This is a genomic window from Yersinia sp. SCPM-O-B-9106 (C-191), assembly GCF_026183365.1.
Taxonomy (GTDB): Bacteria; Pseudomonadota; Gammaproteobacteria; order Enterobacterales; family Enterobacteriaceae; genus Yersinia; species Yersinia rochesterensis.
Window position 1 is genome coordinate 2,856,318 of record NZ_CP110791.1, and the last position, 13,429, is coordinate 2,869,746.

A 13,429-nucleotide genomic window follows, 5' to 3' on the forward strand; every position below is an offset into this window, starting at 1 on the left:
TTTAAATATCACTATTTTTTTCAACTTTATTTTAATTTTTACGGCTACGTTAGGTTTGCAAGAATAGTCAAGTTTCTGTTTTTATTGAATATCATTCTCAACAAAATTCTCCTACCTTGTCACCATTACATAAAGAAGAATTAACAATGGTGCATAAATGGAAGTTTGTTACTGTGACTCACCTCAAGTTTTCCTATATCACGCCGTTACTTGAATTATGCCCTCCCCTACATTTAGGACGCTCTATGCTTGATTCCATTCGTTCACGTATTCTGGCTGCCTGTATCATCATCGTGGCTGGTTCGCTTGCCATTAATACTTATTTTAACTACTCCGTTGCCAACAAATATAACAATAGTGCTATCGATAATACCTTGAAGGCGGTAACTGCCAGCCATGGGGTTGGGATTGCAGATTGGGTGGCGATGAAAACACAGATGATTGTGTCGCTTAAAGAAAGCGCATTGGCAGCAGACCCTATTGCAGCTTTACGCCAAGTGGCTGCGGCGGGTAACTTTATTAACGTTTATATCGGTTACGCAAATAAGACGGCTATTTTTTCTAATCCAGATGGCATTCCTGCTGACTATGATCCCACCGGTCGCCCTTGGTATTTACAAGCAGTGAAAGCGGGTAGCCCAGTGGTGACACCCCCTTATATTGATGCAGGAACTAATCAATTAGTCGTGACTTTTGCCTTGCCTATTATTCAGGATGGCAATGTGAAAGGGGTATTAGCTGCCGATGTCACCATGGACAGCGTGATTACAAACGTAAAATCTATCCATCCAACAGAGGGTAGTTTTGGTATGTTAATTGATGCTAACGGCACAATTATCGCCCATCCAGACGTGCAATTAACCCTAAAACCGCTGAGTGAAATCGCGCCGACATTGGATCTTAAAGCCCTGTTGACCGCAACCGCCCCTACCGCGGCTGAGATTGATGGCAGCACTAAGTTGTTACTTGCACAAGCAGTCCCCGGCACTCAGTGGTTTACTGTCGTCGCGCTGGACAAAGCCCACGCCACTGCCGGTATGCGCTCATTATTGACCACATCCCTGGTAACCCTGATTGTCATCATCTTAATTGCCATTGTCATTATTAGCCTGATTACCCAGCGCGCCCTGACACCACTGAACCATGTCCATAAGGCCATGGATGCTATCAGTTCTGGCTCGGAAGATTTAACCCAGCGCTTGCCGGTAGAAGGCCGTGATGAAATGGCCAAAATAGCCATTTCATTCAATAAATTTGCTGACAAACTCAGCGGCGTTATGGCGCAGATCCGCAATACCAGCGAATCTGTCAGCATTGCGGCGAATGAAATTGCGGCAGGTAATCAGGATTTGTCTGGCCGAACAGAGTCAGCCGCTGCCAGTTTGCAACAAACCTCGGCAGCACTCGAACAAATCTCAGCAACCGTGGCGCAATCTGCCAGTGCGGCAAGGCAAGCTAATACCGCGGTTCTCTCAGCCGCCAATGATGCTTCTCGTGGTGGCGAAGTTATCGCGAAAGTTATCACGACCATGGAGTCTATTGAGGCGGCTTCGGGCAAAATCGGGGATATTACCAGTGTCATTGATGGCATCGCTTTCCAGACCAATATTCTGGCACTGAATGCGGCAGTAGAAGCTGCGCGCGCCGGTGAGCAAGGTCGTGGATTTGCCGTGGTGGCGGGAGAAGTTCGCACCTTAGCGCAACGCAGCGCACAAGCGGCAAAAGAGATTAAAACCCTGATTGACTCGACGGTAAGCAGTGTTGCCTCTGGCTCCGGTCAGGTGCGGCAAGCCAGTAATACCATGACCGAGATTGTGAGCAGTGTATCTGATGTCACGACAATTATGTCAGAAATCACTAATGCGGCAGATGAACAAATGCGCGGTATTAATGAGATAAATAGCGCAGTCACTCAATTGGATACCATGGTGCAACAAAATGCCGCATTGGTGCAGGAATCAACCGCGGCCTCTGCTGCATTACAAGCCCAGGCGGCTGATTTGACCAGTGCCGTGAACCAATTCAAGATCTAATGCCCTTTCGTTGCAGCGAGTGACATTCAACCCGCTGCAACGCCCTACTCAAGCATTATCCTACTCAAGCACTATCCGCGCGCCAATTTTAAGCGGTGCGAAATTGTCTGCCGCAACCCCGGCTTCTGTCAACGCGAGCTTCAGCTGTTGTGGCGGCTCATCCAGAGATTCATCGGCCAACTCAAACACCCCCCAGTGGATAGGCACCGTCACAGGTTGCTGTAATTGTTTAAATAACTGCACTGATTGCTGCGGATCCATATGCTGCGCGTTCATAAACCAACGCGGGGCATAAGCACCAATCGGCAATGCCGCATAGTTAAATGGCCCCAATCTTTCACCAATGGTCAGTAATTGCGGGCTATATCCCGTGTCACCGGTGAAATAGAAATTGATTGCATCGCGCTTAACCACCCAGCCCGACCACAAACTTTGGTTACGATCCCAAGGTGTGCGCATGCTCCAATGCCGCGCGGGCACACAATGAAACTCAAATTCGGCGGCAAGATGGCTATCCCACCAATCTAATTCATGAACATGGCGAGCACCATGCTGCAGAAACCAACTTTTCAGCCCCAGTGGCGCTAAAAAAGTCACGTCGGGGAAACGGCATAATAATTGGGTAATGGTTCTGACATCCAAATGGTCATAATGATTGTGGGAAATCACAACCACATCAATATGCGGCAACTCCTTTACGCTGGCAGGTGCAGGTGTCCTGCGCTCTGGGCCGTAAAAATTGAGCGGCGAAGCCCGGCTGGAAAGCACGGGATCAAACAGCACAGTTTTGCCACTTACACGCAATAATAACGAAGCATGTCCCAGCCACCACAAAGCATCTTGTTGGCCGCTGAAATCTGCCGGTTGCCACCAGTCAGTGACAAACTGCGCATAACCTTGCTGCGGGGGTTTCGGTAAGGACTGGCGCTTTCGCTCCTCCCGCCAGCGTTTCAGATCCTGCGAGTGATGGACAACTGGCTCCAGATTCTGAAATCCAAACTCTGTATGGTGTGGCTTACTGGCATCATAATAAGGGTTTTTCTTCGCCATTTTACGTCCTTCACTGCTAGCCACTCTTGCAGCCAGAATACATTCATGGGCCATGCCCGTAACAGTTCATACTTGCCCAATATGAATACTTTCACCCGGTGGGCAAGTTGCCAGAATAATAAGATTTAATGCCAATGATGATATTTCAGAAAACTGATTTAAATCTTGCCACACTTATCACGGTCACGATTGTCATAAGCAGGCATTATCACTCATTCATATTCTTATGGATATTTTGTTTTTTACTGAATATTTCCACCTCTCTACTAAATTGATTCATATCAATTTTTACTGCGATACGCGCTATTTCTGGCGACAAAACCCTTTTTCGTGATCCAACGCTCATTTTTAACGGCAACACTCCTTTATAAACAAAACGATTATCCATTATTAATGAAACGTTGTTTTAATTTGAGGTGGCGGTAAGAATGAGTAAAGCTATTACAACAAGACATACGTTAGCGTATGGGAGCGCTAACTTACTGGGGAGCGGGGCGCTGGCAATCAGTGGTGCCTGGCTGATGTATTTCTACACCACCTTTTGCGGGCTGTCGGTGGTAGAAGCGGCCACTATTTTTTCAATCGCCAGTATTCTCGATGCAATCAGTAACCCGGTAATGGGTTATATCACTGATAACTTTTACAATACCCGACTTGGCCGTCTATTTGGCCGCCGGCGCTTCTTTATCTTGCTGGGTATTCCACTGGTATTGGTCTATCCAATGCTGTGGATGAGCGGATTTGGTTTCTGGTATTACTTGCTGACCTACGCATTGTTTGAATTGATTTATACCTCCATCATGGTGCCGTATGAAACACTGGCGACCGAGATGACCACTGATTTTGCCAAACGCTCAAAATTAACCGGTTCTAAAGCTATTTTCGGCAAGGTCGCCAACTTCCTGGCGGCTTTTATCCCCGGCCAGTTTATTGCTATTTATGGTAAAGATTCCGCAACGCCTTTCCTCTATACCGGTATCGCCTACGGCTTGATTATGTGCTGCGCCATGATTTGGCTTTACAGCTCATCCTGGGAGCGCCCGGCCAGCGAAGTGGTGAGAGAAACCACCAGCAGTTTGGGCCAAGCCTTGAAAAAAATGTGTGTGGATATGGCCTCCACTTTCCATCTGCGTATTTTCCGCAAACATCTGGGCATGTACCTGTTCGGTTTTGGTGCTGAATGGTTGTTCGCGTCTGCATTCACATACTTTATTATTTTTGGTCTGGGCCAGGATGCAACGCTGGTTTCTCAGCTCAACAGTTTCAGTTCAATCATGCAGTTGATTTCTACCGCTATCTTTATCGGTATTTGCGTCAAAATGGGCTTTGCTCGCCCGTTCCGCATTGCCTTGCAAGTGGTGATTGTCAGTGTGATTGCCTATGCGGCGCTCTATTTCACCGGTTGGTCTCAAGCCACGACAGTGATTGTGTTGTTCTGCATCACTGCTGTTTTCGGTTTAAGCACCGGCGGTATCTACTACATTCCATGGACGGTTTATACTTTTTTGGCGGATGTGGACGAAGTGTTGACAGGGCGTCGCCGTGAAGGGATTTATGCTGGCGCCATGACATTCGCTGGCAAAATGGTGCGCTCAATTATTGTCTTCGCTATGGGCTGGACATTAAGCCACTTTGGTTTTGTTTCCGGCCAATCCAGCCAGCCAGAAATGGCGGTGCAAGCCATTGTCGGGGTGTTTGCTATCGGCGTTATCTCACTGGCACTGGTGGCAATCTATTACACTACGCAGATGAAACTGGACCGCAAAAATCATAAGATTCTGCTGGAAGAAATTGATCGGATTAAAAACGGTGGTGCCATGGCAGATATTCCGGCCCATGCCAGAGCGGTAGCGGAAGAGCTTACCGGCTGGAAGTATGAGCAGTGCTGGGGGAATAACCCGCTTGGCATGAAAGAATCATCCAATGTGATCCCTAAGCCGGTCACTGAAAGTTAATTAATCTCGATAGTTACCCCAAACCGCAACGGCCCTGCCCGCTGCGGTTTTTTATCTCCGTCCTTATCCCCGTAATGTAAATTATTCGTCTGTTTGAAAATTTCAGCATGTTTTATACAAATATCCGATTACTATAAGTCTATGACTGTTATTTTGCTTTTTGATCATGGACAAAAGATTGCTGAAACATTTTTCTTCCCCGTTACTGGCCGCGGCTCTGTTCACTATCCCACTGCACGGCTACGCCAACACCGAGCTTTTGACATCACAAGTTGTTGATCAATATGCCGAACATATCTTCTATAACAGCGGGGCCATGGGGATGGCGCTGGTCGTTATTGATAATAATCAAGTGGTTAACCGCAGTTTTGGCGAAACCAAACCCGGTAACAATTTGCGCCCACGGCCAGATTCATTGATCCGCATTGCCTCTATTACCAAGCTGATGACCAGTGAGGTGATGGTAAAACTGGCTGAGGATGGCACAGTAAAATTAACTGACCCTTTGCAAAAATGGGCCCCTAAAGGAGCCAAAGTCCCAGCTTATAATGCGAAACAGCCGATGACTTTGCTCAATCTGGCCAGCCACACCAGCGGCCTGCCTCGTGAACAGCCCGGTGGCCCGCAAAAAAGGCCGGTGTTTACCTGGCCGACCAAAGATAACCGCTGGCAATGGTTGAAACTGGCCAATATGACTGTGCCCCCTGGTGTGAAAGCGGCTTATTCCAATTTGGCTTACGATTTGCTGGCAGACGCGCTATCACGCGCCTCCGGGAAACCTTATACCAGCTTATTACGAGATAAAATCACCGCACCGCTGGGTATGCGAAACACCACCCTCACCCCAACGGCAGAGCAATGTAGCCGTTTGATGATCGGCGTGGGCAGCAGCCGCTGTGAAAACACCATAGCGGCGGCGGGCAGTGGCGGGGTTTACTCGACACCAGAAGATATGCAGCGCTGGATGCAGCAATTCTTAGCTTCCAATAACAACGCACGTAAAAGCACAGCCAAACGTGAACAAGCGCTGTATTTCCAACGTCGCGATTTGGTTTCATTAAAAGGGATGGATGTTGCCGGTCAGGCCGATGCGCTGGGGCTAGGCTGGGTCTACATGGCACCAAATGCTGAACTGCCGGGCATCATGCAGAAAACCGGTGGCGGTGGCGGATTTATTACTTATATGGCGATGATCCCCGAGAAGAATATTGCGGTTTTCGTGGTGGTCACCCGCACGCAACTGACGAAATTCACCAATATGAGTGATGGCGTGAATCGGTTGGTCGCGCAGTTAGCGAAGAATAGCTGACTCAATCAGCGGCAGCGAGGAATCCTGCCGCAACTCAAATTTGTCGGAAAGCAAAAAGCCCGTTATCTTATTCAGATAACGGGCTTTTAATTGGTGCCGGCACCAAGAGTCGAACTCGGGACCTACTGATTACAAGTCAGTTGCTCTACCAACTGAGCTATGCCGGCGTAATTTGGCGGAAGGATAGAGATTCGAACTCTAGGACCTGTTACAGTCGACGGTTTTCAAGACCGTTGCCTTAAACCACTCGGCCATCCTTCCAATGAGCGGGATTATCATCTATAGCGTGATGATATGTCTAGTGTTTCATTCAAAAAAAATGGAAATTTAGTTCGTTTGGTTAAACTTTATGCCAAAAGTGGTCAAAAAAAAGCAAATCGCTTAAAAATACGCCCATATATAAATGGGTGGCTCAGCAGACCAACAGCAAATGGCGGGCACAAAAAACGCGGCCAAGTGACCGCGTTTTATCAGAACCTCTCCTGTCAGCAGGATTAGAACTGGTAAACCAAACCAACCGCTACGATATCATCAGTATTGATACCCGCGTTTTTGGTGAAGTTGTTTTCATCCAACAGGTTGATTTTGTAATCAACATAGGTGGACATGTTTTTGTTGAAGTAGTAAGTCGCGCCAACATCAACATATTTCAGCAGATCCTGGTCACCATAGCCGTTGCCAAGGTCTTTACCTTTAGATTGCAGGTAAGCCACGGATGGGCGCAGGCCGAAATCAAACTGATACTGAGCCACTAACTCGATGTTTTGCGCTTTGTTAGCAAAGCCTGAGTCGGTGTTATTATTGAAGTTACCGAAGCGAGTCAGGTTGTAAGTCTGGGCATAAGTTGCGGCCAGATAGACGTTGTTCGCGTCATATTTCAAACCACCGGTGTATGCATCCGCGCGGTCACCATGGCCAAATGCCAGTTTATTCTGGTCATCAGTACGTTTAGAACTGGCCATTGCAGCAGATGCGCTCACGCCCCAGCCCAAATCATAAGATACGGACATACCGTAGCCGTCACCATTCTGGCCTTGTACATCACGGCCATTGTTGGTTTCAGTACCGCTGCCATTTTTGCCCTGATATTGCAGAGCAAAGTTCAGACCATCCACCAGACCAAAGAAATTGCTGTTACGGTAAGTCGCCATGCCGTTACCACGTTGTGACAAGAAGTTGTCAGCACCGTAAGTATCGCCACCGAATTCTGGCAGAACGTCAGTCCATGAGGTTACGTCATACAGCACACCATAGTTACGGCCGTAGTCGAAAGAACCAAAATCAGTAAATTTCAAACCAGCAAAGCCAACACGGGTGAAGTTACCTTGGTCTTGGTTTTCCGCTTTATTTAGATTTGCTTGATATTCCCACTGGCCGTAACCGGTCAGTTGGTCACTAATTTGTGTTTCGCCTTTCAGGCCAAAACGCATGTAAGACTGGTCGCCATCTTTGCTTTTGTCGTCAGAAAAATAATGCAGGCCATCGACTTTACCGTACAGATCCAGCTTGTTGCCGTCTTTACTGTAAATTTCAGCCGCGCCTGCGCTACCGGCAACTAATAAAGCAGGAACCAGCAGGGAAAGAACTCGAAGTTTCATCGTTATTATCCTCTAATTATTAGATCTAACTATGCCACTGCTCTTATGAGCATATTTTCCCAATAGGGTTATTCTATTGTGGTAATAATATTAGGATTAATCTATACAGAAAATGCTACGAAGTTTCGGATAATGTTTCATATGTCTATAAAGTATTTCAATATGTTAATATTGGCGAACTTTAACAGAATTTAAAAACACTAAAAAATATAGCACACATAATCAATAAATAATTTTTTACCATATTAATCAATAAGATAGTAAAATAATTACATAGCACAAATTGATAAGAAATATCTAACAGTCAAGAACTATAATAAATCCGCTATCATCATTATTTTACTATTTCCTTCATTGTGGCTCGCGCAGCCAGATAATTCGTTAGTGTTACGGCCGGTCTTTTGACCGGCTTTTTATTGCCAGCGACATAGAGTCAAAAATATATTTATAATTTTCACTATAGTTACACAATTAAATTATAGATTAATAATATAGTTTCACACTTATATTTAAGCACAAATAGTTCAGATGATTAAGAATTATAGTTAGCTTTATCGACTAACTATAATTCTGCTGCTCATTGGCTTTTATTCATATATATAGCCATATGATACTAGGATGCGCCCACCATGTGGCATAAATAAAGGTGAAAAAATGCGCCATAATATTAGCGCTCTCGTAATGATTCTTTCACTTTATTCAGCGGCTTGATGAGATAATCCAAAACAGTTTTCTGACCCGTTTTAATCTCCACACTGGCCACCATGCCCGGTAGTATGGGGAATAATTTACCGGCCTTATTGGTCAGGTCGGCCCGATTAGTGCGAACATAAATCCGATAATAAAATTGATCTCGCTTGACCTCATCTTGCAAAGTATCCGGCGATACAGTTTCCACTATCCCCTCCAGATTCCCATAAATGGATGAATCATAAGCCGTTATTTTAACTGTCGCTGACAACCCAGGCCGGATATAAGCAATATCTCGCGGGTTAATCCGTGTTTCAATCAACAGTTGCTCTTCGATGGGGACAATTTCCATCAATTTACCGCCAGGCTGCAACACGCCCCCGACGGTTGAAACCTGAATATCCTTTACTATCCCCCGCACCGGTGAAATCAGTGTTGTCCGGGTGAGTTGGTCTTGCTTGCCAGAAACCACCTGCAACTGTGCATCTAAATCTGCATTATTCTTAACCTGCTCTTCGCGGGCTCTCACTGCATATTGATTGCGAGCTTCATCAATTTTACCGCGCAAGTCACTGATTTGGCGTTGCAACCGAATCACTTCGACCTGACTGGCTGCGCCCTTAGCCACCAGCGGTTCAGTCATGCGCAATTCCTGCTGCACCAGTTTTAGCGATTGTTGTAAGTTGCTCACGGTTTCATTGAGGTTTTGCCGACGGGAAAGGTAAAATTGCGTCTCACGCGCCACCAGCTCCGGCTCTTTTAAGGTGTCCGCACTGAAAGCCAATGCCGCCCCCGTCAATTCGGCCCTTAGGCGCTCGGAAGAGGCACGTAACGTTCGCACTCGCGCGGCGGCTTCACCATAATTAGATTGAAAACGGGTGGGATCAAGGCGAGCCAGAGTTTGTCCTTTATTGATGATGGCGCCTTCGTGTACCAGCAACTCATTGATAATCCCACCATCAAGGCTTTCTATTAGCTGCGCGCGACTCGATGGCGTGACTTTCCCAGTCCCCACTGTGACCTCATCCAGAATGGCGAAATACGCCCAGATGAACATCACAATCATTCCGACCAACATCAGCCAAACAATGGCTGACATGCGCCGCTCCTGATGTGCCCTCTCTTGCTCCAAGCTCAAATTGACCATGACTCACTCCTATTAGGCGGCACCCTGTTGAGATTTATTCGCCATCGCGCTGAGAATATGGTCCCGTGGGCCATCCGCCGCCACCCGGCCGTTATCCATAACAATGATGCGATCCACCAGCTTTAATAACGCCGGCCTATGGGTCACTAACACCAACATGCGACCATCCAGCCAGGTATGCATCTGGCGAATAACATAATCTTCCAGTTGCTCGTCCATTGATGCCGTCGGCTCATCCATCAACACCACTTGCGGATTGCGCAAAATCATCCGGCTCAGCAATACCATTTGCCGCTGACCGCCGGATAACCCCTGCCCACCCTCATTAATGATCCGGTCAAGACAGGCCGCGTCCTGTTGCACCATAGCTATCGCGCCACTGATCCGCAGCGCCTGAATCATTTCCTGCTCCGTAGCATGAGGGTGCCCCAGCATCAGGTTTTGCCGCAGCGAGCCAAAAAACAGGCGGGAATCCTGCGATAAAAAACCCAGTTGGCGGCGTAAATCTGCCGGTTCAATGCGTTTGATATCAACCCCATCAATCACTACCTTGCCCTGTGTGGCGCTGGCTTGACCGGCCAATAATTTCAATAAGGTGGATTTACCCGCCCCCACCTTGCCCAGAATCGCCACTTTTTCCCCCGGCTTGATGTCCAGTGCGCCGATGGCGACCACACTTTGTCCTTTTTCTTCGTCGTAGGTGTATTGCAGATTACGCAATTGATAGTGGCCGTTCAGGATCGGGCAATGCGCCAATTCCCCCTCTTCGGGGCGATCCAATGGTTTTTTGAGCAGTTCATTCAAGCCGGCCATGGCGCTTTTGGCATGCTGCCAGCGCGAGAAAACCATGGTCAGTTGCATTAATGGCGCGATAGTTCTTGAGGAAAGTAAGCTGCTGGCGACCAGCGTGCCGGTGGTTATCTCCCCGGCCAGCACCAAATAGGTGCCAAAAACCAGCATACCGGCATAAGTCAATTGCGAGACGGTCGATGCCCACCCCGTCAGACGAGCGCCCCATAACCGCTGTTTCATCCCTACCGCGGCACTCACTTCATGGGTTTGCTCCCATTGGCGCTGAAAGTAAGGTTCGGCCTGTAAAGCTTTAATATCTTCAATACCTTCAATGGTTTCGACCAGAATCGCATTGCGCAAAGCCCCTTCGCGCATGCCCTCTTTAGCCAGTTTCGCCAGCGGGAATTGAATCAATAAACCGGGGATAACAATGAGTGGGATCGCCAACAGCGGGATGACCACCAGTGGGCCGCCAATAAACGCCATGATAGCCAAAAACAGTAAGACAAAAGGCATATCTGCCGCTGCACTGACGGTGGTGGAGGTCAGTAACTCGCGAACTTGATCAATTTCACGTAGCTGGGAAATAAATGATCCGGTGGATTTTGGGCGCGCTTCGTTTTTAATCGCCATCGCCCGGACAAATAGCATCGACGACACATTGAGGTCGATTTTTTTGCCCATCAAATCAGAGATCTGAGTGCGCGTCAGGCGGATGATATATTCCATAAACGCGGCCAGTAAAACGCCAAAAAACAGCACCCACAATGTGGCATATGATTGCGCCGGAATAACCCGGTCGTAAACTTGCATTGAAAATAGGATACCGCCCAGTGCCAGCACATTGCCCAGCACCGAGGCGAGTGAAATTTCCGCAATTTTGCGCTCCGCCCCACGGAAATTTTGCCAAAACCAATGCTTGCGGTAGGGGCGGATAAATTCATCAATACGGCTATCCCGGCCACGATTGGCAACCCCCACCATGATCACCCGGTCTTGACTACGCGCCAGTAACTCTTGCAACTGCGCCTCACGCACCACATCGCCGCCATCACTGAGCCAATAACTCACCAGCCCATCATCAGACAGGTGCTCCAACACCGCCACACTGCCGGGTTCTAACTCCAGCAATACCGGCAGTAACTCATTGCGCCAGCGGACTTTTTTCAATGGCATTACATTTGACTGTAAGCCCAGCAGCCCACTGAGTCGCTCCAGTTGGCGTAAACCACTTAATTGCTCGAACCAGCGCATTTGCTGGGCAAGAAAGTTCACATCTGCGGGGTTGCCGTAATAACTGGCAACTCTCGCCATTGCGGTGACCCAGACCTCTGTTGGCGTAGATTGCGTTGTCATGTTACCTCTGTCACCTGCGCATTTTCGGTCAATTAACCCTAACGCTCCCCACCCTCTGAGATTCTTCTGGCGGCATTACAAGGTTGGCAGCCGCTCACCACTCTGAGCAACCCGGTCAATTCCCAACATATCCACCAGATTATCGACCGCCGAGGCATAACGCGCGGTAGCATCCCAGCCGTCATACAGCGCCATCAACCGCATTGAATCGGCTTGCAGCACTTCTTGCTCGACACTCAATAAATCATTCAGGCTACGTTTGCTGAGTTTATATTCATCCTGATAGACACTGCGGGTGTGCTCGGCGCTTTGCAGTTGCTGCTCCCCCGCCTGCTGCCGCTGTATCGCGCCAATCATATCGGCGTAGGCCATTGCCGCTTTTTGATTCACATCCAGCTTGGCTTTTTCAACTTCAGCTTGTGCCGCTGCGCGCGCGCCCTGCGCTGCCCTCACTTTGGCACTGACCGCACCGCCCTGATAAACCGGTGCTTCAACCGCCAATTGCACCTGATCATCCCAGTAAGAGCGCGACTCATTTTCATAGCGCGTCCTGCCCGCCTGAATCTTTAAGGTGGGCCAATGCTGCGCCTGGCTTTGCCGCACTCGCTGCATTGCGGCCTGTTGTTTGGCCTCGGCGCTGCGTACGGCGCTGCTGGCGTCATAGGGAATGGCGTTGAGAGTGACTTTTTGTTTGAGTAGATCTTTGGGCAGATCCGGCAGGTTATCGGACACCACCCCCGTCAGTACCGTGAGTTGAGCTTGAGCTGAGCGCTGTTGTGCCCGATATTGTTCCAGTGTCGCCACCATTCCGGCAATACGGGTTTCAGCTTGCAGAACATCAGATTGTGAACTCAGACCCGCATCAGCCCTGAGTTGGGCGGTCTCTTTGACTCTCTCCAGTGAAGCAATATTGCTACGCGCTACCACACTTAAAGCCTGGTAGCGCTTGACTTGCAAGTAGGCCTGAACAGTGCTCAACCCCACGGCAGTCATGGTGTTGAACAGGTCATATCGATAAGCATCCGACAGAGATTCCTGCTCATCAATACTACCGCCGGTTTTGCCAAAGTCATACAATAACTGGCTCAGTTGGACCCCAGCGGATGCATTGCTATTGAGACTGCCAGCCGAGTCAGTTTGATGTGATTTCCCGGTGGTTCCCTGCAAGGAAATCTGCGGATACCAGGCACTTTCGGCGACATCCAAATCCCCTTGCCCCACTTTTATTTGCGCCGCGGCCTGCGCGATTTGCGGATTACGGGCAAATGCACGCAAGATAGCTTCGCGCAAGCTGAGTTCCGCCAATTGCTCCTCACTTGGTGCGGCCTGCCATTTAAATGCCGGTACCATCGGGGGTTCAGCCGCCCGAACGGGCAACTGAGCCATGATTGACAACACCATCACCGCCCACCATGCGCCGGGAATGCCCCCCGCCACAAAGTGCCTTATTTTTATTTTCATCGCCGACATACTCCCGTGCCGATCATTTTTAGGGTCTT

At 48.6% G+C, this 13,429-nt stretch carries 9 protein-coding genes and 2 tRNA genes; 3 read left to right on the forward strand and 8 right to left on the reverse strand.

The genetic code is table 11. The features are described 5' to 3' along the window. Window positions 1-245: 245 nt before the first annotated feature. The gene (locus tag OP863_RS13135) at window positions 246-2,033 is read left to right on the forward strand and encodes a methyl-accepting chemotaxis protein (protein WP_038631910.1); all 1,788 of its coding nucleotides are present in this window, start codon (window positions 246-248) and stop codon (window positions 2,031-2,033) included. A gap of 60 nt (window positions 2,034-2,093) precedes the next feature. On the opposite strand, the gene OP863_RS13140 is transcribed toward OP863_RS13135, so the two are convergent. Beyond that, a complete protein-coding gene (locus OP863_RS13140) occupies window positions 2,094-3,083 on the reverse strand; it encodes an MBL fold metallo-hydrolase (RefSeq protein ID WP_186368331.1) in 990 nt (329 codons plus the stop codon). Window positions 3,084-3,291: 208 nt separating this feature from the next. Continuing rightward, window positions 3,292-3,471: a hypothetical protein gene (locus OP863_RS13145; RefSeq protein ID WP_186368330.1), complete on the reverse strand. Its 180-nt coding sequence runs from the start codon at window positions 3,469-3,471 to the stop codon at window positions 3,292-3,294. Window positions 3,472-3,511: 40 nt separating this feature from the next. On the opposite strand from OP863_RS13145, the gene OP863_RS13150 reads away from it, so the two are divergent. Beyond that, the gene (locus OP863_RS13150; RefSeq protein WP_038631906.1) at window positions 3,512-5,038 is read left to right on the forward strand and encodes an MFS transporter; all 1,527 of its coding nucleotides are present in this window, start codon (window positions 3,512-3,514) and stop codon (window positions 5,036-5,038) included. 166 nt (window positions 5,039-5,204) lie between these two features. Beyond that, a complete protein-coding gene (ampH, locus tag OP863_RS13155; RefSeq protein WP_038631904.1) occupies window positions 5,205-6,347 on the forward strand; it encodes a D-alanyl-D-alanine-carboxypeptidase/endopeptidase AmpH in 1,143 nt (380 codons plus the stop codon). A gap of 91 nt (window positions 6,348-6,438) precedes the next feature. On the opposite strand, the gene OP863_RS13160 is transcribed toward ampH, so the two are convergent. From OP863_RS13160 to OP863_RS13185, 6 genes are all read right to left on the reverse strand, one after another. After that, window positions 6,439-6,514: transfer RNA gene (locus OP863_RS13160), tRNA-Thr, on the reverse strand. A 6-nt stretch (window positions 6,515-6,520) separates the two neighbouring features. Next, window positions 6,521-6,608: transfer RNA gene (locus OP863_RS13165), tRNA-Ser, on the reverse strand. A 233-nt stretch (window positions 6,609-6,841) separates the two neighbouring features. Continuing rightward, window positions 6,842-7,945 carry a porin OmpC gene (locus tag OP863_RS13170; RefSeq protein ID WP_038631902.1) on the reverse strand — a complete coding sequence of 368 codons (1,104 nt, stop codon included), beginning with the start codon at window positions 7,943-7,945 and terminating at the stop codon, window positions 6,842-6,844. Window positions 7,946-8,612: 667 nt separating this feature from the next. Next, window positions 8,613-9,782 (reverse strand): HlyD family efflux transporter periplasmic adaptor subunit, encoded by a 1,170-nt coding sequence (locus OP863_RS13175; protein WP_145591652.1) that lies wholly within the window; start codon window positions 9,780-9,782, stop codon window positions 8,613-8,615. Between the two features lie 12 nt (window positions 9,783-9,794). Next, entirely contained in the window at window positions 9,795-11,930 is a 2,136-nt protein-coding gene (locus OP863_RS13180) for a type I secretion system permease/ATPase (RefSeq protein WP_265525384.1), read from the reverse strand. 75 nt (window positions 11,931-12,005) lie between these two features. After that, window positions 12,006-13,316: a TolC family outer membrane protein gene (locus tag OP863_RS13185; protein ID WP_042562622.1), complete on the reverse strand. Its 1,311-nt coding sequence runs from the start codon at window positions 13,314-13,316 to the stop codon at window positions 12,006-12,008. Window positions 13,317-13,429 lie beyond the last annotated feature (113 nt).